This window comes from Psychrobacter sp. HD31 (assembly GCF_051097895.1).
Lineage (GTDB): Bacteria > Pseudomonadota > Gammaproteobacteria > Pseudomonadales > Moraxellaceae > Psychrobacter.
Genome location: NZ_CP142525.1, coordinates 362,605 through 383,407, shown reverse-complemented (window position 1 = coordinate 383,407; position 20,803 = coordinate 362,605). Strand labels below are relative to the sequence as shown.

General features: G+C 38.6%; 23 protein-coding genes and 2 riboswitches. Of the genes, 12 read left to right on the top strand and 11 right to left on the bottom strand.

The window, feature by feature from the left end; all coding sequences use genetic code 11:
- Nucleotides 1-22: 22 nt before the first annotated feature.
- From VH441_RS01540 to VH441_RS01530, 3 genes are all read right to left on the bottom strand, one after another.
- A complete protein-coding gene (locus VH441_RS01540) occupies nt 23-880 on the bottom strand; it encodes an AAA family ATPase (protein ID WP_434353731.1) in 858 nt (285 codons plus the stop codon).
- 153 nt (nt 881-1,033) lie between these two features.
- Entirely contained in the window at nt 1,034-1,471 is a 438-nt protein-coding gene (locus tag VH441_RS01535) for a resolvase (protein ID WP_434353730.1), read from the bottom strand.
- Nucleotides 1,472-1,560: 89 nt separating this feature from the next.
- Nucleotides 1,561-1,881 (bottom strand): YcgL domain-containing protein, encoded by a 321-nt coding sequence (locus VH441_RS01530; protein ID WP_434353729.1) that lies wholly within the window; start codon nt 1,879-1,881, stop codon nt 1,561-1,563.
- 297 nt (nt 1,882-2,178) lie between these two features.
- Nucleotides 2,179-2,268, top strand: a riboswitch (glycine riboswitch).
- Nucleotides 2,269-2,282: 14 nt separating this feature from the next.
- A riboswitch (glycine riboswitch) is annotated at nt 2,283-2,417 on the top strand.
- A gap of 119 nt (nt 2,418-2,536) precedes the next feature.
- Between VH441_RS01530 and gcvT the strand changes: the two genes are divergently transcribed.
- The 7 genes from gcvT (at nt 2,537) to gcvP (ending at nt 9,800) form a co-directional block, all read left to right on the top strand.
- Nucleotides 2,537-3,682, top strand: coding sequence for a glycine cleavage system aminomethyltransferase GcvT (gcvT, locus tag VH441_RS01525; protein WP_434353728.1), 1,146 nt, complete (start codon nt 2,537-2,539; stop codon nt 3,680-3,682).
- Nucleotides 3,683-3,817: 135 nt separating this feature from the next.
- The gene (gene gcvH / locus VH441_RS01520; RefSeq protein ID WP_434353727.1) at nt 3,818-4,198 is read left to right on the top strand and encodes a glycine cleavage system protein GcvH; all 381 of its coding nucleotides are present in this window, start codon (nt 3,818-3,820) and stop codon (nt 4,196-4,198) included.
- A 103-nt stretch (nt 4,199-4,301) separates the two neighbouring features.
- Nucleotides 4,302-4,643 carry a gamma-glutamylcyclotransferase family protein gene (locus tag VH441_RS01515; RefSeq protein ID WP_434353726.1) on the top strand — a complete coding sequence of 114 codons (342 nt, stop codon included), beginning with the start codon at nt 4,302-4,304 and terminating at the stop codon, nt 4,641-4,643.
- Between the two features lie 20 nt (nt 4,644-4,663).
- A complete protein-coding gene (locus tag VH441_RS01510) occupies nt 4,664-4,993 on the top strand; it encodes a DMT family transporter (RefSeq protein ID WP_434353725.1) in 330 nt (109 codons plus the stop codon).
- A gap of 80 nt (nt 4,994-5,073) precedes the next feature.
- Nucleotides 5,074-5,823, top strand: coding sequence for a nitroreductase family protein (locus tag VH441_RS01505; RefSeq protein ID WP_434353724.1), 750 nt, complete (start codon nt 5,074-5,076; stop codon nt 5,821-5,823).
- A gap of 9 nt (nt 5,824-5,832) precedes the next feature.
- Entirely contained in the window at nt 5,833-6,864 is a 1,032-nt protein-coding gene (locus VH441_RS01500) for a hypothetical protein (RefSeq protein WP_434353723.1), read from the top strand.
- 65 nt (nt 6,865-6,929) lie between these two features.
- Nucleotides 6,930-9,800 (top strand): aminomethyl-transferring glycine dehydrogenase, encoded by a 2,871-nt coding sequence (gene gcvP, locus VH441_RS01495; protein WP_434353722.1) that lies wholly within the window; start codon nt 6,930-6,932, stop codon nt 9,798-9,800.
- 283 nt (nt 9,801-10,083) lie between these two features.
- Here gcvP and VH441_RS01490 read toward each other — a convergent pair whose 3' ends face one another.
- Nucleotides 10,084-11,022 (bottom strand): EamA family transporter, encoded by a 939-nt coding sequence (locus VH441_RS01490; RefSeq protein ID WP_434353721.1) that lies wholly within the window; start codon nt 11,020-11,022, stop codon nt 10,084-10,086.
- Between the two features lie 85 nt (nt 11,023-11,107).
- The gene (locus tag VH441_RS01485) at nt 11,108-11,290 is read right to left on the bottom strand and encodes a hypothetical protein (protein ID WP_434353720.1); all 183 of its coding nucleotides are present in this window, start codon (nt 11,288-11,290) and stop codon (nt 11,108-11,110) included.
- Between the two features lie 239 nt (nt 11,291-11,529).
- Between VH441_RS01485 and VH441_RS01480 the strand changes: the two genes are divergently transcribed.
- The 3 genes from VH441_RS01480 to VH441_RS01470 all read left to right on the top strand — a co-directional run bounded on the left by VH441_RS01480 (nt 11,530) and on the right by VH441_RS01470 (nt 13,568).
- Nucleotides 11,530-12,003, top strand: coding sequence for a MarR family winged helix-turn-helix transcriptional regulator (locus VH441_RS01480; RefSeq protein WP_434353719.1), 474 nt, complete (start codon nt 11,530-11,532; stop codon nt 12,001-12,003).
- A 207-nt stretch (nt 12,004-12,210) separates the two neighbouring features.
- Nucleotides 12,211-12,918, top strand: a complete 708-nt coding sequence (locus VH441_RS01475) for an esterase/lipase family protein (protein WP_434353718.1) — start codon at nt 12,211-12,213, stop codon at nt 12,916-12,918.
- Nucleotides 12,919-12,995: 77 nt separating this feature from the next.
- On the top strand, nt 12,996-13,568 hold the full coding sequence (locus VH441_RS01470; protein ID WP_434353717.1) for a hypothetical protein: 573 nt from the start codon (nt 12,996-12,998) through the stop codon (nt 13,566-13,568).
- Between the two features lie 36 nt (nt 13,569-13,604).
- Here VH441_RS01470 and VH441_RS01465 read toward each other — a convergent pair whose 3' ends face one another.
- The 5 genes from VH441_RS01465 to VH441_RS01445 form a co-directional block, all read right to left on the bottom strand.
- Complete coding sequence (locus tag VH441_RS01465; RefSeq protein ID WP_434353716.1) at nt 13,605-14,837, bottom strand: ribonuclease D; 1,233 nt, start codon at nt 14,835-14,837, stop codon at nt 13,605-13,607.
- A 113-nt stretch (nt 14,838-14,950) separates the two neighbouring features.
- Nucleotides 14,951-15,976 carry a tRNA dihydrouridine synthase DusB gene (gene dusB / locus VH441_RS01460; RefSeq protein WP_434353715.1) on the bottom strand — a complete coding sequence of 342 codons (1,026 nt, stop codon included), beginning with the start codon at nt 15,974-15,976 and terminating at the stop codon, nt 14,951-14,953.
- Between the two features lie 15 nt (nt 15,977-15,991).
- Nucleotides 15,992-16,585, bottom strand: a complete 594-nt coding sequence (recR, locus tag VH441_RS01455) for a recombination mediator RecR (RefSeq protein ID WP_434353714.1) — start codon at nt 16,583-16,585, stop codon at nt 15,992-15,994.
- A gap of 134 nt (nt 16,586-16,719) precedes the next feature.
- Nucleotides 16,720-17,052: a YbaB/EbfC family nucleoid-associated protein gene (locus VH441_RS01450; RefSeq protein ID WP_434353713.1), complete on the bottom strand. Its 333-nt coding sequence runs from the start codon at nt 17,050-17,052 to the stop codon at nt 16,720-16,722.
- 82 nt (nt 17,053-17,134) lie between these two features.
- Complete coding sequence (locus tag VH441_RS01445; RefSeq protein WP_434354335.1) at nt 17,135-18,313, bottom strand: O-succinylhomoserine sulfhydrylase; 1,179 nt, start codon at nt 18,311-18,313, stop codon at nt 17,135-17,137.
- A 411-nt stretch (nt 18,314-18,724) separates the two neighbouring features.
- Here VH441_RS01445 and VH441_RS01440 point away from each other — a divergent pair, with 411 nt between their 5' ends.
- Complete coding sequence (locus tag VH441_RS01440) at nt 18,725-19,156, top strand: hypothetical protein (RefSeq protein WP_434353712.1); 432 nt, start codon at nt 18,725-18,727, stop codon at nt 19,154-19,156.
- Entirely contained in the window at nt 19,153-20,145 is a 993-nt protein-coding gene (gene dusA, locus VH441_RS01435) for a tRNA dihydrouridine(20/20a) synthase DusA (protein ID WP_434353711.1), read from the top strand. Before VH441_RS01440 ends, dusA begins: the two co-directional genes overlap by 4 nt.
- Before the next feature lie 27 nt (nt 20,146-20,172).
- Here dusA and VH441_RS01430 read toward each other — a convergent pair whose 3' ends face one another.
- Nucleotides 20,173-20,799, bottom strand: coding sequence for an ACP phosphodiesterase (locus VH441_RS01430; protein ID WP_434353710.1), 627 nt, complete (start codon nt 20,797-20,799; stop codon nt 20,173-20,175).
- Nucleotides 20,800-20,803: the final 4 nt, after the last annotated feature.

The window sequence follows — 20,803 nt, the reverse complement described above, 5'->3', positions numbered from 1 at the left end:
AACCTCCAAAAAAGACTGACCATTAGCCTCTAAGTAAGTTATTAAACCTTGCTAACAATTCCATATCTGCCTCATTTTTTAACAAGGCACCTGCTAATGGTAGCTCACCGGTATTACCAGACAGCGTATCTTCTAATTTCTGCTGGGCATTATCGTCTGCCATTAACAGCGTTAACCAATCTACCAGCTCAGAGGTCGAAGGTGGTTTTTTTAGCCCTTGCAGTTCTCGTAGTTTAAAAAACAAGGTTAATGCTTCATTAATTAATTTTTCTTTGATGTTGGGGAAATGCACATCAATAATCTGACGCATGGTATGCTCATCAGGAAAATCAATATAATGGAAGAAACAACGACGTAAAAATGCATCTGGCAGTTCTTTTTCGTTATTTGAAGTGATAATCACCACAGGGCGTTGCTGAGCAGTAACGGTCTCCCCTGTTTCGTATACATAAAATGACATCTTATCGAGTTCATGCAATAAGTCGTTAGGAAACTCAATATCCGCTTTATCAACTTCATCAATCAACAATACGCTACGTTGCTCGCTGGTAAATGCCTCCCATAGTTTACCTGGTTTAATGTAGTTGTTAATGTCATATACCCTATCCTCACCTAATTGTGAGTCACGTAAGCGAGAAACGGCATCATATTCATACAAGCCTTGTTCAGCCTTTGTGGTGGATTTAATATGCCAAGTAATTAGTGGCATATCTAAACTTTTGGCAATCTCTTCTGCCAGTAAGGTTTTACCTGTGCCTGGCTCGCCTTTAATTAGTAAAGGTTTTTGTAGTGTTATACTGGCATTTACGGCTAGCTGTAAGTCTTCTGTGGCAATATAGTTTTGTGTACCTGTAAATTGCGTGTTATTTGTTTGTGTCATACATACGTCCTATACGTTTAGATTATTAAAAATAAATATCACCCTTTATACCATAAACAAACAAGTTTATGGCACAAAAAAAGGCAACCCTTTGGTTACCTAATCTCTATTTACAATGTATTTAGGATACTAATTTTTGATTCTCTAAACGTTCTATGCAGTATTTTTATTTTTGTTCATGCTAGATAACATCACTTGCCAAATAAACCCTAAAAAGAAGCCAACAACCACAACAAACAAAATTGGCACAAGATTTGAGATGGCTTGTACAAAGTCTTTCATTAATAATGAGTGCACAACCCCCATACTTGCTGGCGCGATTTCTCCAGAATGATCATAGGATGCTCCTGGGGTGAGCAACACCGCAAACAATATTACCCAACTCATACCACCCAATGGTTTTGGTAAAACACGAGATACAAATAGCCACAGGATAAGTGCAATAATGCTACCACCAAGATACACATATACTGGCAAATCATCTGCAGGGACATCTTTAACTAAGTTAGACCATAGTTGCACCACATAATTGGTTTTTTCGCTAATATCATCAAGCGGCAGATTTGTTATAAAGTCTTTTAACCAAGCCATTTTAAAAGTATTTCCTAAATTATTTTACATTCTATTTGGTGCGATATGATTATTTTAAACCAGCACACAGTTTAGCATGCGCACTTTTTTTAATCATAAATTTTGTCTTGAGCAGCTTTTGCTCTTAACTCAGCTTGTCTTACCATAACATCATTTGGCGGCATCTGTACATAATAACCTTGCTCATTTAATTTGGCTAAAACTTCTTTAATATCAACCCTTGCCAATTTTTGTTGAGCGGCTAAATCTAGATGCATGACAAACTCACTTTTGCCTAATCCTGCCCTAAAATCGCTGGGTAATACCCCTAACCAATCTGTTAATTCTTCCGTATCATCTGGATAGTTTGGACGGGCAATATAAACATATAAATCATCATGTTTTGGGAACTTATAAATATCACAGTGCATTAAACAAGCAACCTTTTTATTTTACAGTTTAGTTTTAATCTTTTAGTTTCAGCAAAACAGCTGACATCTACACAAACAAAAAAAGCAAACATAACTAAAACATAACCTGTAGCAAAATACAAAAATAAAACTACTAATTCACTTGTAAAATTAGCCAGTTTTTTCCATAATGGGCATGTATCTCAGGAGAGTACTATTGTTTTAGTCTTACAAATTTTGACAAGCGCTATTATATCATAGCTTAAATTTGGCATTGCTAAGTATGTTGTTTTTAGTCTTAAATATTGCTTTATGCAAAAAATTAACACAAAACAACATAACAACAAATGGTCACCGAAGGCGTAAACACCCTGTCAATCGCTCAGGTAAACGGACTGGAATACTCATCTTACCATTAAGAAGATGACAAATCTGGAGAGTATGTTGATTTTATATCATGAAGTTAACATCACCGAAGGGGAAAAAACTGCAAACGGCCAGTATTGGCTATGCCAAAACAGTTGAAAATCTCAGGTAAAGCGGACAGATGGGGTAAATGAAGGCTAGTATTTTAGATTTATTGGCATTTAATTTTATGATAGTACTATCGTTTATGACGGTGGTATTTTTGTGTACATTTACCCTATTACAAACAAGTTAATTAAAAGGATTTGTTATGTCTGAGCTTAACAACACACCATTTTATCAATCTCATATAGATGCCAACGGCAAAATCGTCGACTTCTCTGGTTGGGCATTACCAATCCATTACGGCTCTCAAATAGAAGAACACAACGCTGTGCGTACTGACGCAGGTATGTTTGATGTTTCGCACATGGTGGTAACAGACATTAACGGCAGTGAAGCAAAAAACTGGTTGCAAAAACTCATTGCAAATGATGTAAACAAACTTAAGTTTGTTGGTAAAGCACTTTATTCTGGCATGTTAAATGACGATGGCGGAGTAATTGATGACTTAATTGTTTATCGCATGGATGAAGCCGAAACAAACTACCGTATCGTTTCTAACGCTGCAACACGTGATAAAGATTTGGCTCAGTTTAATAAAGTAGCACAAGGTTTTGATGTCACATTAACCGAACGCCCAGAACTTGCCATGCTTGCTGTGCAGGGTCCTAATGCCATTAGCAAACTAAGCCAGGCAAAACCTGCATGGGCAGAAACCCTACAACAACTAAAACCATTTGTTGGTGCTGATTTAACAGAAATAGAAGCCCAAGATTGGTTTGTTGCACGCACTGGCTACACTGGCGAAGATGGCGTGGAAGTGATTTTACCTGCCGATGCTGCCAATGCATTTTTTGCTTTATTAAAAGACAATGGTATTGCACCAACTGGCTTAGGTGCACGTGATACATTGCGTTTAGAAGCCGGTATGAACTTGTATGGCAATGACATGGATGAAACCGTCAGCCCATATGAGTGCAACATGGGCTGGACACTTGCCCTTAAAGATGAGCGTGCCTTTGTTGGTCGTGATGCCTTAGTAGCAAAACGCAAAGCCAGTAAAGAAGCTGGTAGCGCAATGAAGCAAGTTGGCTTAGTACTTGAAAGCCGTGGTGTATTGCGTGCCGGTATGACTGTCACCATTAATCAAGGTACAGAAAACGAACAAACCGGCATCATCTCAAGTGGTACATTCTCGCCTAGCCTAGAACACTCTATTGCCATTGCTCGCATCCCTTTATCAACAACTGAAGAAGATACGGTGCAGGTTGATTTGCGCGGTAAAGGCAAGTTTGTTGATGTGCGTGTCATTAAATTACCATTTGTAAGAAATGGCGAAAAACAGTTTGATTAATAATGTGTATGTTCCTTCCCTATGGATTATTGATTAAGGCAGGAACGACACGTTTAATTTAAAGCCCAGATTAAAAATAGTTTAGGTTCACTCATAACCCCAACATAAAAACCCAATGCTTACAGGAGAAAACTCATGAGCAATATTCCAGCAGAACTAAAGTACGTTTCTAGCCACGAATGGTTACGTAAAGAAGAAGACGGTACAATCACCGTTGGTATTACCGAACACGCACAAGACTTGCTTGGCGATATCGTATACGTTGAACTACCAGAAGTTGGTGACGAGTTAGCCGCAGATGACGAAGCCGGTGTGGTTGAGTCAGTAAAAGCCGCCTCTGACGTTTATGCACCAATTGCTGGCGAAATTGTTGCAATTAACGAAAACCTAGAAGATGAACCAGAAGTGATTAACTCTGATCCATATGGTGATGGTTGGTTCTTCCGTATCAAACCAGCTAACGCTGAAGATTATGACGGTTTGATGAGTGCTGAAGATTATCAGAACGAACTATAATCTGTGTTAATCAATCCCTTGTATAAAATACAGGGGATTGGTTTTTTAGTTTAAAAAGTGTTTGGCAAATAAATGCTTTTTAAAACAAAAATTGAGACGCATTATGCAAAAGCTTTTTTCTTACGGCACACTACAGCAAGAAAACGTACAATTGGAAACCTTTGGGCGTAAGCTTAACGGCGTGCAAGATGTATTGCTTGGGTATGTGCTTGGAGAAGTACGCATTACTGACCCAAACGTATTAAAAGCAAGTGGTAAAGAATACCACCCGATACTTGTGCATACCGGTAATGATAGTAATGAGGTGCAAGGCACAATATTTGAAATCACCGATGATGAGCTTGCACAAGCAGACGAATACGAGGTAGATGATTATGCCCGTGTCTCTGCAAAGTTTAAATCTGGCACAACCGCTTGGGTGTATGCAGATGCAAGGCAAGTTTAAATTTTATTAAGGGCTATGTCATGAGCTATGTATATCTCGCCATTGCCATTATTGCAGAGGTAATTGGCACAACTGCATTACAAGCTTCTGATGGCTTTAATAAACTGATACCGAGTATGGTTGTTGTATTAGGATATGGCATAGCATTTTATTTTTTGTCTTTAGTATTAAAAACCTTACCTGTTGGTATTGCTTATGCAATTTGGTCAGGTTTAGGCATCGTACTCATTACTTTGGTAGGCGCTATAATTTTTGGTCAAAAACTAGATACAGCAGCAGTTGTGGGTATTATGTTGATTATTACCGGTGTGATTATCATGAACGTTTTTTCAAAGTCTATAGGGCATTAATGATTTAAAAAGATTTTGATTTAATGTGAATTTCCTATAACTGCCTTCTACAAACAATTTAAAAACCAAAGGATAAAACCATGTCAGATACAGTTTCAACCCTAGCCACCCCTACCCAAACGCCACAACTTGAGGCTTTTACACAGGTGGTTGAGCAGCGTCGTTCTGTTCGCCGTTTTACCGAAACCGTAATACCTGATGATGTGCTGGACGACTGCCTACGTCTTGCCATGCTGGCACCAAGCTCCAGTAACTTACAGCCATGGGAGTTTTTTGTCATTGAATCAGATGACATACGCAAAAAAGCCAATAAAATTTGCATGAACCAAAATGCAGCACGTACTGCCAATAAACTTATTGCCATTGTGGCACACACAAACAACTGGCAACAAAGCATCAAAAAAGTATTGGCAGACTACCCGATAAAACCTGTGCCTAAAAAAGTAAAAGAATACTACACCAAGGTTGTACCGTTAGATTTAGCAACAGGACCCATGAATGTATTGTCGCCTGCTAAATGGGGTGCAACCACAGCAATGCGCCGTTTTAAAGGACCAACCAAATCGCCCTACTATAGTGCTGATGCCGTTAAAAACTGGGCATGTATCAATGCTTCATTAGCTGCCCAAAACCTTATGCTTGCTTTGCGTGCGCATGGGTTTGACAGTTGCCCTATGATGGGGTTTGATGAACCAGCAATGCGCGAGCTGCTTGGGCTTGATAATGGGCAATCTATTGTAATGATGATTGGTGCTGGAGAGCGTGCAGATAACGGCATTTATCATGCTCAGTTTCGTTTTGAGCCTGAATCAATGATACAAAGAGTCTAAGGGTTATTAATGCGTAAACAAAATAGCAATTTATCAACAAAAAAAGTTATTGCTGCCATTGTCTGTGGCTGTTTAAGTTTGTCTGCATGTTCTACAAATTACACCCCGACAGCTAACAACGCAAAAGTAGTTAATGTTAAAGCAGATAAACACACCATACAGGCAACTTTTGTTAACAAAGACAGGGCAAGTGAGTTACTTGCCAGCCGTGATGATTATATTGATAACTTAAGTACTTTTGATTGGCAGTCCAAATTTAAATCAGAACAAGCATTAACACCCAATCAGCTACAATCTTATTATAAAAAAGCCACGTTAAACTGGACAGATGATTACACAAAAAAAGTTCAGATAGCGCTGGATTTATTACAAAATAAGACTGCTGATTTAAATTTAAACGTCCCGTCCGACATCAAGTTTATCTTGTCAAACGGTTTGGTTGAGGCTGACTCTGCATACACACGACAAGACTACATTGTATTGCCGACTGAATTTTTAGAATCAACTCAAGATTTTATCAATCATGTTGTCGCACATGAGTTCTTTCATGTTTACTCACGATATAACAATGAACATCGTGATAAGTTATATGCCATTGTTGGCTATCAAGAGGTACCAAAAGTTGCACTACCAAAAATAGTTGCTGATAACCTAATTACCAACCCAGATGCCCCCAATATAAACTACGCAATCACCCTCACACACAAAGGCAAGCAACAAACATTCATTCCCCTTTTATATTCAAACATGCCCTATGATATAAAAAACAATACGCTGCCATTTTTGTTTTTCCTAAATGAAGCCTTTTTACCTATTAGCGTCACACAACAAGAAACTACCATTGCTCCTAACTATCACCCACTGTTTGTAGATAAAAAAGAGACAAATTTTGATGACATAGCCAAGCCAAATTCTGATTATCTTAATCATCCAGAAGAAATACTGGCAGAACATTTTTCGATGTGGGTTGTTGATGACGATAAAATCAAACATCGACAACCAATTAATGAACTATTAGATACCATGCGTTCTATTAAGTAACCAATTTAAACATTCACTAACTTGATAAATTTATTGTAAGTTTTACACCACTAAGGAATGATATCATGACCACCTTTTCTCAACTTTTTAACGAAAGCGACTTTATCAATCGTCATCTAGGTTCAGATAAAAATGAGCAGCAAAAACTGCTAAACACCCTAGGTTTTGATGATATGGACAGCTTTATTGATGCCACAGTTCCAGAAACTGTACGTATGAATAAGCAACTAGACTTGCCTAGCTCAGTTTCTGAACATGCTGCTTTAGCAAAACTACGTAAAATGGCAGATGAAATTACCGTTAACAAAAGCTACATTGGTCAAGGTTATTCAGAAACCCGCATGCCAGCGGTTATCCAACGTAATGTGTTAGAAAATCCAGGCTGGTACACGGCTTACACACCATACCAAGCAGAAATTGCACAGGGTCGCCTTGAAGCCTTATTAAACTTTCAACAAATGTGTATCGATTTAACTGGGCTTGAGCTTGCTGGTGCATCATTACTAGATGAAGCCACTGCTGCTGCCGAAGCAATGGCAATGGCAAAACGTGTTAGCAAGTCTAAATCTACACAATTTTTTGTTGATGAGCGTACCTACCCACAAACATTAGATGTTATTCGCACTCGTGCAAAATACTTTGGGTGGGATGTGATTGTTGGCAGCTTTGATATTGCAAAAGAAGGCGACTACTTTGGTGCTTACTTCCAGTATGTGGGTGCAGAAGGCGATGTTACCGACCTAACCGAGGTAATTGCCAAAGTTAAAGAAAACAAAACTTATGCTATTGTGGGCGCAGATATCATGAGCCTTGTGTTGCTAAAATCACCAGCAGATATGGGCGCAGATGTTGCCCTTGGTAGCACGCAACGTTTTGGTATCCCAATGGGCTTTGGTGGTCCTCACGCTGCTTACTTTACTTTTAGCGATAAAGCAAAACGTTCAGCACCAGGTCGTATTATTGGTGTATCAAAAGATGCACAAGGCAACACCGCCTTACGTATGGCATTACAAACTCGTGAGCAACACATACGCCGAGAAAAAGCCAACTCAAACATTTGTACCTCTCAAGTGCTACTAGCAAACTTAGCTGGTATGTACGCTGTTTATCATGGTAGCGAAGGCGTTAAACGTATTGCCACTCGTATCCATGCAATGGCATCGGCATTTGCAGATGTAATTAAAACAAGTAGCGAGCTAACAGTTGTACACGACCAATTTTTTGATACCGTGTTAATTGACTGCGGTAATGAAAAACACGCAAACCAAATTGTAGAAAACGCTCAAAATATTGGCTATAACCTATGGTTGCACGAAGGTGGTAAAGTATCTGTTAGCTTTAGTGAAGTAAGTGACGAAGCAGACTTTGAAGCACTTACACAGCTGTTTGTTAATAAAGCACATCAATTGCCTGCCGAGGTAAAACTTAGCCTTGATGCTAGTCATCTACGTACAGATGACATCCTAACTCATGACGTGTTTAACAGTTATCACACCGAGCATGAAATGCTTCGCTACCTAAAATCGTTAGAAGATAAAGATTTAGCAATGAATCGTAGCATGATTTCACTTGGTAGCTGCACCATGAAGCTAAACGCAACCAGCGAGATGCTACCAATTACTTGGAATGAGTTTGCCAATGTTCACCCATTTGCCCCTCACGAACAAGTTACCGGTTATGTCAGCATGATTGATGACCTACAAAATCAGTTAAAGGCCATTACTGGGTTTGACGATATATCTATGCAACCAAACTCAGGCGCAAGTGGCGAATACGCTGGTTTACTTGCTATCCGCCGTTATCACGAGGCAAATGGTCAGCCAGATCGTGATGTGTGTTTAATCCCACGTTCTGCACACGGTACTAACCCAGCAACTGCCCAAATGATGGGCATGAAAGTTGTGGTCGTCGCAACCGATGATGCTGGTAACGTGGATATCGCTGATTTAACCGCAAAATGTGAAGAGTTTAGCGAGCGTTTAGGCGCTTTAATGATTACTTATCCATCAACGCATGGTGTGTTTGAAGAAGGTATCCGTGATATTTGCGACACCATCCACAAACATGGTGGTCAGGTATACATGGATGGTGCAAATATGAATGCCCAAGTGGGTATCATGCAACCTGCTGAGGTTGGTGCCGATGTGCTGCACATGAACTTACACAAAACTTTCTGTATTCCACATGGTGGCGGTGGTCCTGGCATGGGTCCTATTGGTATGAAGGCACACCTTGCACCATACATGGCAAACCATGCGGTTAGCTCGGTACATAATGCCCAAAACGTTACAACTGCGGTATCGGCAGCACCTTATGGTTCGGCAAGTATTTTACCAATTACTTGGATGTACATTACCATGATGGGGCATGACGGTTTGTTAGATGCCACCAAACTTGCGCTATTAAATGCCAATTATCTTGCCAGTCAATTAGCAGACGACTACCCTGTTTTATACACGGGTAAAAATGGCAAAGTGGCACACGAGTGTATTATTGACATACGCCCATTAAAAGCAGAGACAGGCATTAGCGAAAGCGATGTAGCAAAACGCTTGATGGATTATGGCTTCCATGCGCCAACTATGAGCTTCCCTGTTGCGGGTACTTTAATGATTGAGCCAACAGAGTCAGAAAGTAAAGAAGAGTTAGACCGTTTTATTGCTGCATTAAAACAAATTAAGCAAGAAGCATTAAAAGTTAAGGCAGGCACTGATGGTTGGACACTAGAGAACAATCCATTAGTTAATGCTCCGCATACGGCGTTTGTTGTCACAAACAGTGAATGGGACAAGCCCTATTCACGTGATGAGGCTGTCTTCCCGCTTGATTACATCCGTAAACATAAGTTTTGGCCTTTTGTTGGGCGTGTTGATGATGTATACGGCGATAAAAACTTAATTTGTAGCTGCCCAAGTATTGAGAACTATGAAGATTAAACCATAGTAAAGCCAAAATGAATTTAACAATAAAACCCCTGTCAAAATGATGGGGGCTTTATTTAGTATTCCAATAAATTTGAAAACACTAGAAATATATCCAATATTGCCAAAATTACACCTATCACACAATTAATCAATACCTGTGACTAACCAACATGTTGAAACGCAACTTTTCATGGGAAAACAACAAATGCATTAAAAGAAACCATAGTTGAATGCTGCTATAGAGTAATAGAAAATGTTGATGAATAATGGTAGGTTATGAGATTAGGGATATTTGTTAGTTAGATTGATTAGAATATTTAAATGAGCATTTAGATTTATATCCCCCCTGAATCTGAATAATTATCACCGATATCATAACCATCATAAACCCTAACATCTGCAATACAGATAATGATTCTCCTAAGCATGCCCAACCAATAATAGTTGCAGTTATAGGACTTAATGCTCCTAACATGGAAACCGACACTGGATTAACTTTCTCAATTCCTCGAAACCACAAAACATAAGCCAACAACGCACCAAATATAGTCAAATAGGTATAGCCTATAATGTTCATGCCTGTAAGCTCGGTGGGTAAAGGCTCTAACATTATCATAAATGGTAATAGCATTAGTCCTCCAAACAACAACTGCCAACCTGTAAATGTTAAGTTGTTGACACCCTGAAAACTTGATTTCCATTTTTTGGTTAAATAAATACCACTTGCCATTGATACTGCCCCAAGAAAGGATCCAATCACACCAGTCATATCCAAGCTTGCCAAAAAAGAGGTGTCTGTAATAAATAACATTCCCATACCAACTATGGAAGTAAGCATCGCTATCATAGCAATCAAATTTATTCTTTTACCATCTATTGTTATGAATAACAGCATAATAATAAGTGGTTGTATTGAACCAATAACTGCCGCTATACCACCTGGTAAACGGTATGCTCCTATAAATAAACATGCTTGAAATAGAGCAATATTAAGAGCAGATAATATTAAAATCTTTAGTAAAATATGCTGACCATGGGATGAAGTTGGAAGCTGTCTCCCAATAAGAGTTAATAAAATACCAGCTGGCAAAACACGAATAACAGAGGCAATTAACGGTCTGTCTTCTGGTAATAACTCTGTCGTCACAATATAAGTTGTCCCCCAAATGATAGGAGTAATAGATGTTATTAGTATATTTTTAAGTTGCTTTACAGAAGTAGAGGCATCTTTCATTTCAAAAAATCCTTTAAATACAATATTCTTAAGTTTTTAAGTCTCACTGCTAAGAAAATACAACATAAAAATGTTAATTAGGAACTTACGCCTTGGTGAAAATAGTCTCTTCTGATAAGCGTGATTTTGGTGTGTTTCTGGGAATATTGAAATCATCTTTAGAACGATAACCAAATGCCACTACAGCCAATGCTGTATAACCTTTTTCAGGTAGAATAAACTCCTCATTAAGGGCTTTTAGTTGTAAATTGGTGCTTGACGGACGCATCCGTAAACTTTTTTATTTGTGTCAAAAGATTTCGTGGTGTATCGAAAATCTAACACTTGAGCAATATTCATAGGGTTATTCCTTAAATAGTGGTCAGTAAAATGATAAATATTAATCTTATAAAACCAAATATATCTTTAGGTTAAGATAATATATCAAAAAACTATCTTAATGTGAAGATATATTCCATCTTATATTCATTTGCTATAATATGACAGCTAAACCAGGATAGGAAAAAGATGGACACTGTAGATATAATTATTCACCAATGGCAGCAGCAGGGCTTTGATTCCCAGCAGTTATTAGCAATGGAAACACTAGGTCGAATAAAACGCCTTGATAATCAACTAATGAAAAAAATTTCAGACATTCACAAAGCCAATCATGACATAGCTATGTGGGAGTTTGATGTACTGGCGACATTACGACGAGCGGGGGAACCCTATTGTCTAAGCCCGACTGAGTTATTTGCTAGCACCATGGTGACTTCGGGAGCGATGACTAATCGACTCAACCAACTTAGTAAACGAGGATTCATTAGACGAGTTGCTAATCCTGTTGACAAGAGAAGTTTATTAGTACAACTATCTGATGATGGGCTTAAACTTATTAACCAAGCCATCATTGAGCATATTGACATAGAAAATCAACTATTAAAAAATTTAGATATAGCTGAAATAAGGCAGTTAAATAAGCTGTTGAGTAAAATTTAAAATATAAAATCAAGCAATTAAACATGACTTGGACTCTGTACCATTGACCGCTAGCATAGGGGATTAGTTTTAACAGGACTAGATTTTGCGTTAAATTTAACTAGACGTCTGTAATAAGGGATACTGATTAATCTCTTAAAATTTACATATTCATTCATAATAGAAAATAAGATATTATCTAAAATAGCCTAAAGAAAAGGAAAATTTGTGAACTCTTCAATCCCTCCATACAACAAACTAAAAGCCAAACAACAAAAACCCCTTGTTATATTAATTCACGGCTTACACCAACGCCACTGGATAATGAAGCCCCTTGCCTATCAACTAGAAAAATTAGGCTATCAAACCATTTGCTTTGACTACTATAGTTTAATACAAACTATGGAGCAGCACTCCACTAAACTCAATGAATTACTACAACAAAAACTAGAAGACAAACAAGGATTTCATCTCGTTGCTCATAGCCTAGGCGGGCTTGTGATTCGCGACTTTATTACCCGATTTCCACAATGGCACAAAAATGGTCAGGTGCTTAACTGTGTCACTCTTGGTACCCCACATATGGGAAGTACGACAGCTGACTATGCCAAAAAACTAATGCCGTTAAGTATTGGGCATGCGTATAAAGGCGCTTTAGATGGGCAAACACCAGATTTACCTAAAGGCGTTTGCTTAGGGGTTATTGCCGGCAATAGACCTTATGGCTTAGGGCAACCTGTATTGGCATATCATAATTATATTAATAAACAAGCAACCGAAAAACAGCATGATGGCACTGTTTACCTACACGAAACCCAATTACCAACAGCCACTGACCACATTACTATTTCAGTCACTCACTCTGGCATGATTATGGATAAAGAAGTTGTAAGACAAACAGACTATTTTTTAAAGAATGGTAAGTTTATAAGATAATGACCTTGCCTAATAAGCACATGGTTTTTATAATCTAAACCCAGCTTATTTCTTACTTTCTAAAACCTGAGCATAAAATGGTAAATAAAATTTTAAATGCAAAACATTGGCACATCTTTCTACTCACTTTTTTACTGCCAATGGTTATACAATATACCGTTATGGGTATCATATTCTCGCAAGTTAGTGCGGCTGGCGCGCCCAATATGGAAATAATTTTTAACTATATCAAGATATTACCTATTATCATGGTGGTTTTTATATCCGCATTATTTGCTTGGTTTTGGTCAATTGGCGTAGGTTTGCAACAAGTCATCCCTACCCCATTAAAACTAAAAGTGAGCAAGTTTAAGCTGGCGTTGCTATTTAATACTGTTCATATATTGCTATTTATGGCTGTTTTTATAAAAGCATTTGGTTCAACTAATATCAATACAGGGCTATTGCCAATCGTTTTTATCATGCATTTAATTGCCATGCTATGTATGTTCTATTCTTTATACTTTATGGCAAAAACATTAAAAACCGCAGAATTGCAAAAAGAAGTAATTTTTAGTGATTTTGTCGGCGAATTTTTTATGTTGTGCTTTTATCCCATTGGTATTTGGATTTTACAACCCAAAATTAATAAAATGATTAACAAGCGCTAAAAAATAAAGCGATAAATACCGCTTGGCATTAGCATTTTATTTTAACCCCATGCCTTCGCGTAAATCGGCACGATGTTTTTTAAGCAACGGCAATAAATCATTTTTTAACCACTCAAACCGCCATCCCAATAAGCCTTGTGGCAAATAAGCTTCGGTTTTATCTAGTGCGACCATTTCATACAAATCGCTTAACCATTTTTTACGCATAATCACATTAGTGGGTACACCAGATTGCTCACTAAACCTTTTGATACTGGCATCAACTGCTTTTTTTACCGTTTTATCTTTTGAACGATACGGCGGAATAATCAATGCGGGGTATGTTGATGGATCCAGCGCGGCTGATTGCTCCACAATCCTTAGTATCTCATCGCCATATGTTTCAATAATTTTACGGTGCACGCTGGTTTGTTGTTTGAGTTGCTTTTTTGACTTTGGCATTAACTCAACCAGCTCACGGATTCCCTGTTTACGCAAAATAAAGGTACGCGGTTGATTAGTCGCTCTGGCTATTTTTTCTCGCCATGCCATTAGCTCACGCAAGAATGCAAGCTGTTTACCACTATATCTAAAGTCAGAAACTGATAAGTATTGCTCATCATCACTAACCTGTTGCACATTATATAAATCACTGGCATACATTTGGCAATCTGCCATCGCTATTTCATATAACCCTTGTTGAGTGAGTTCATTAAAAATTTTCTGATAAAGTGGCAATAAATAACGAACATCATCTACTGCATAGTGCTCTTGCTCTGCCGTTAGTGGGCGTGCCAACCAGTCAGACTGGCTATGCCCCTTATCAACCTCAATTTGCAACAGGTCTTCTAATGCTTTTTGATAGCCTAACTGCAGCTGCCCTGTTAAAAAAGCTAAGCCAATTTGGGTATCAAATACATTATTTAACACAGGCACGTCAGACAGGAAATAAAATATGCCTAAATCCTCTCCGCAGGCATGCCAAACCATTAATGGTACTTTTGCTAACGCTTGCCAAAAGTTAGTTAAGTCTAGCTCTGGTGCATCAACCAAATAAATACCTTTGCCAGTATTAACTTGTACCAACGCCAAACGTGGATAATAAGTATCTCGTTTGATAAACTCAGTATCTAAAGCAATGATATTAAAACTTGGTAATAAAGCAACTAAATCGGCAAGCTGGCTTTGGCTGCTAACCCAGCTAACTGGCAATGTTTTGGCATTTTGCAAACCGAGTTGCTCGCTTTGCATGTCTTCAATCGTTGGCATAGCTGTTTGTGTGTGAGTCATTGACAGACCTTTTTATAATTATCTATTTAGCGTTATATCAAAACTTCATTAAAAAAATGTGGCATTCGTTGGATAAATGGCAACATCATGATTCAAAGTGCTATTTATAAGGGCTATTTATTTAGGTAGTCACTTAAATGACTACTTAAAAACTGCTCAACCACTTTATATTGCCCTGCGGTAGTTTCTTCTTGATACATGGCTTGCCTAAACGCATTAGAATTTGCAATTCCATTGGTATACCAAGCAATGTGTTTACGTGCAATACGACAACCAGAATACTCACCATAAAATCGATACAATGCTTGCAAATGGTTTAATACAATCTCTTGCAGCTCGTCAATATTTGGCGGTGGTAATGTTTCGCCCGTTTGTAAATAGTAGGCAATGTCTCTAAATATCCAAGGTTTTCCTTGTGCGGCACGCCCAATCATAATGGCATCACAGCCCGTTTTTTCAAACACTTCTACCGCTTTTTGAGGGCTATCGATATCACCATTGGCAATAACAGGGATACGAACTGTGCTTTTAACCTCGCCTATTAGATCATATTTGGCATTACCACCATATCTATCTTCACGTGTTCTACCATGGATTGCAATGGCTTGTATGCCTGCTTCTTCTGCCATTTTAGCAATTTTTACAATGTTTTCTTTACCATTACTGTAACCAAGTCTTGTTTTTAACGTCACAGGCGCATCTACTGCCTTGACGGTTGCATCCAATAGCCTTGCCACTAAGTCTTCATCTTTTAACAAAGCAGACCCTGCCAGTTTTTTTAATACTTTCTTAGCAGGGCAACCCATATTGATGTCAATAATCTGTGCGCCATTGGCAATTTGATATTGTGCAGCCTCGGCAAGTTTGGCAGGGTCTGCCCCAGCAATTTGGGCAGAAATTGGGGCTATCTCGCCATCAAAATTGGCTCTAAACAAACTCTTTTTTTTGGCATATAGACTGGCATCAGCTGTCATCATCTCGCTAACAGCGTGCCCTGCACCAAAAGACTTACACAATTGACGAAAAGGGTTATCTGTTACCCCTGCCATTGGTGCTACAATTAATCGATTTTGAATTTTTAGCCCCTGCCGTGCATCGCCTATTTGCATGGGGGTTAATAGCGTGTGTGTGTTTTGCATAATTTGATTTTAAAACTACAACTTAGCTCGGTTGCTCATGGCTTGGTTTAAGGTCATGCTATCTAGGTACTCAAGCTCACCACCAACAGGGACACCCTGCGCTAATCTGGTAATTTTTACGACATGATTAGCCGCTGCCTGAGATATAAACTGCGCCGTTGTTTGCCCTTCTACCGTGGTGCCAGTTGCCAAAATAAGCTCATCAATTTGCTCAGCTTTTAGGCGGCTAATTAATTGATCAATATTTAACTCATCAACCCCAATGCCATCAATTGGCGACAAATGCCCACCCAGAACAAAATACCGCCCACGGTACCCACCACTTTGCTCAATTGCCATCACATCGGCGGCTGTTTCTACCACACATAGTAGGTTGTCCTCTCGTCTGGGATCTTGGCAAATAGGACAAATGGCTTCATCACTAAATGAGTGGCAACGCTCACATTCAATAATTTCTCGCATGGCTTCATCTAAAGCACCAGCTAATGCCATACCTTGCACCCGTTTTTGGGTTAACAAATGCAACGCCATACGCTGAGCCGACTTTTGCCCAACACCAGGCAGTACACGCAATTGTTTTACAAGATTATCAAATTTGGGAGTCAGCATGTTTTACAGTCAAACACTCTTGTTAGGTAGTAAAATGGTAACTGGTTGGTAACCAGCAATAAGATTAGCAGATACTAAACAAGCTGGACTAAAAAAGCCCAGCCTACTTAACTTGCTAACATGAGTTTGAAAAATTAACCAAACAAACCTTGCATGCCTGGTGGCAGTCCCATACCGCCAGTTGCTTTACCCATGATTTCTTCATGTAGTTCATCTGCTTGACGTACCGCATCGTTAATCGCTGCTGCAATTAAGTCTTCAATCATGTCTGGCTCGTCTTCTAACAAACTTGGGTCAATAGAAATGCGCTTAACAACGTGGCGACCTGTCATACTTACTTTTACTAATCCGCTACCAGCCTCTGCCGTGACTTCTTTTTCTGCCAGCTCTTTTTTAGCATTTTCTACTTTGCCTTCTACTTGTTTTTGCATGGCTTGTGCTTGTTGCATTAATGCTTGAATATTCATATTTGCCTCTTATAAAATTAACTCAAAAATATAGCTTAATTATACAGTGATTGTGTCTAACTGTCTAAATTACTAGACAATTTTAAAGCTTATCAAGCCCTATTGCCAAATCATTAATAATGTCATTATAGTCTTCAATACCCACTGACAAACGGATTAAACCATCTTTTACACCTGCTTCTAGGCGTGCTTGCTCACCCATACGGAAATGCGTTGTGGTGGCTGGGTGCGTAATGGTAGATTTTGTATCGCCTAAATTATTCGTGATTGATATCATTTTTGTACTATCAATTACTTGCCAAGCTTGCTGTTGGTTAGCAACCTCAAAACCAATAATTGCACCAAAACAATTGGCTTTATGATGCTGCTGTTTGGCAAGTTGATGTGAAGGATGCTCTGGTAAACCACAAAAATGCACTTTAATCACTTTAGGGTGATTAGCCAACCATTGAGCAATATCATTGGCATTACGGCAGTGTGCTTGCATACGTAAGTTTAGGGTTTCAAGCCCTTTAGTAAAGACCCAAGCATTAAATGGACTCATAGTAATACCACCACTACGTACCACTGCAAAAGCTTTTTCCATTAACTCATGACTGCCAACTAACGCACCGCCAAGCACACGCCCTTGCCCATCTAAATACTTGGTTGCCGAATGGATAACAATATCTGCCCCCAATGTTAACGGCTTTTGTATGGCTGGGGTTGCAAAACAGTTATCTACCACTAACAAGGCATCACAATCCGTTGATAAATTGCCATGTGCTAAGTCTGCCAAATAGGCAATGTCACAAATTTGCGTAAGTGGATTACTTGGGCTTTCACAAAAAAATAATTTTGTATCTTGTGTTATCGCATCTGCCCAAGCCTGATTGTTGGTACCATCAACAAAATCGACCTTAACACCAAAATTAGTCATGATATTGTTAAGCAGCCCCATTGTTGAACCAAATAACTGCTTTGCTGCCACAACATGATCGCCTGCTTGCAAGTATGCCAAGCACATGGTTAAAATTGCTCCCATGCCAGAAGCCGTTGCAATTGCAGCTTCACCCTCTTCTAAAGCTGCAAGACGACGCTCAAAAGTTCGTACACTTGGGTTAGTATGACGAGAGTACACATTACCTTTGCTAGTCCCATTAAAGTGGTTAGCTGCTTCTTGGGCATTGGTATAAACATAAGAGCTTGTTGCAAATATTGCCTCGTTATGTTCTCCCTCGTCTGTGCGATGTTGCCCTGCACGCACTGCCATGGTTTGCATATCATAATTTAAGCTTAAGTCTAAGGCATCAGACTGCCAATTATCATCAAGTAGTGAGGTGGTTTTTTGTTGTTTTAATGGCTGATTCGCTGTTTGTTTAGATGGCTGTTTCATTTATTTTAGACACTCATTTTTATATAAATTTGCAACCCATTATGATAACACGGCTTTTAAGACACGCTAATGAGTTTTTTTATTTTTTATATTCCAAACCATAACATCCACTCATTTTATTGTCGCACACAATTTAGTCATCAAACTGTGTTAAAATTTGCAAAAAATTTTGTACGATAGATTGTGCCACACGCTACCAACTGAATCATGTTTTCCGTTTTCTATCTAGTATCAAGTCATGATAACTGAAATATGATAAAATTCTCAATTATTCGATTCAATAATCTAGAAAACTCTATGAAAAACACAAAAAAAGTATTAGATAAATTACTTCTTAAATACAAGGCTCAGCCAGTCGGTAGTAGTTATATTGATATTATTGTTTCTCGATTAAACTACCAAAAATTCATTAAAGAAATTTTAGAAAATAAATATAAAATTCGTGCAATTAGTTGGTGGGAATACATACCTGATATCGATACCCCTAATACTTATGGAATGTGCGGTCCAACTAGTAAGTTTTATGATGGAAAATTTGCAGAAGCCCCTTATCAAATTGATGATATTGAAGAAACAAAAACTGATAAAGATATTATTAACTTAATTGAAAACAAAGTATTATGTGAATATCACAATGAAATTATCAGTTTTAAGAACACTCAGTCTTTAACTCCTGCAATCTGGCTTGATGTAGATAAAAAGTGGAAAAGTAGAGATTTGTTTCGATGACATTAGAGATTGACATAAACAACAAACGCCTATCGATAGCTCCTATGATCGACTGGACAACGCCTGATTATCGTTATTTTGCGCGCTTATTTAACCCACATACTTATCTTTATACTGAAATGATAAGCACTGGGGCTATTTTGCATGGCAATGCCAATAGATTATTACGCTATGATGATATTGAGCACCCATTGGTACTACAACTTGGCGGTGCTGACATTGATGAGATGACACAATGTACGGTGATTGCCCAACAACGCGGGTTTGATGAAGTTAACATCAACGTGGGTTGCCCATCTGATAGAGTACAAAACAACCGTATTGGTGCTTGTTTAATGGCAGAGCCAAACACCGTTGCCAAGCTGGTTAAACACATGCAAGCAGCAGTTGACATACCCATTACTGTTAAACACCGTATTGGTATTGATGAACACGACAGCTATGAGTTTATGCGTGATTTTGTAATGGCATCAGCCAATGAAGGCTGTAAACATTTTATTGTGCATGCCCGTATCGCTTGGCTACAAGGGTTAAGCCCAAAACAAAACCGAGAAATACCCCCCATACGTTATGACGATGTTTATCGCTTAAAGCAAGACTTCCCTGAGCTGACCATCGAAATTAACGGTGGGATTGGCTATGCCGATAGCCCAGTTGATGAAATTAAACAACATTTACAACATGTTGATGGCGTTATGATTGGACGTGCTTTTTATCATACGCCTTATTTGTTGGCAGAATGTAACCAACTGTGGGGAGAGGATGTTCCCACACGTCAGGCCATTTTTGAACAATTAATCCCTTATCTACACAAACAAGTTGAAAATGGTGAGCCATTGGCAGCGTTTTCTCGCCATTATTTGGGGTTGTTTCATGGGTTAGCCGGTGGTAGAAAGTGGCGTCAGGCTTTAAGTGGCAAGCGTCACCTAACGGTTGAAGAAATTATAGAAGCGGGTGAAAAGGTATTTGCATTAAACCCAGGCTGTTAATTACATACTGTATTTTTAAGTCTACTTTTAAACAGGTAAATCAAGCTTAAAAAGGTGTTCGCTACTTTTTGCCTGACTTTGCTGTAAAAATAACGCAATTAAAGTCGGAAAAAACTGCAAAAAGTCTTGCTCTAATTTATCGTAGTTTTCTGTGATTCTTGGTAAATAGTCTGTGGTATTTTCTTTGGCAAGTAACCGATGTGAGAGTCTTCGGTTGACACGTTGAAACACTTGCTCTAAATCAATTAGTGTATTGTAATTGCCTAAAATATCATACTTGGCAATTGCGGTAACAAACTCATTTGCTTTACTCGGTAAATTGCTACCTTGTTTTTTTGCATGCTCATAAAAATTTTGGATAAAAACATCTTTTTCGATTGTGACAAACTTATCCCAATGCTTGCTTAAAAAGTAATCAAACGTAATATCTAGCACCACGCCTTTAAGATAACCACTACCCAATGTTGATAATGCTTGCCTAACAATATGACTATTATCCGTAAACTTGTCTATTTGTTTGTGCATGTTTAGCCCATCAAGGTGCTGCTGAGAAGCCCCAACCCACCCCTCGCCTTTGAGTACATCGGCAAGCAAATTACCCAGTTGATAATCAATATTATTTTTTGACAATAAAGTATGCGCTAAATAATTCATGCTT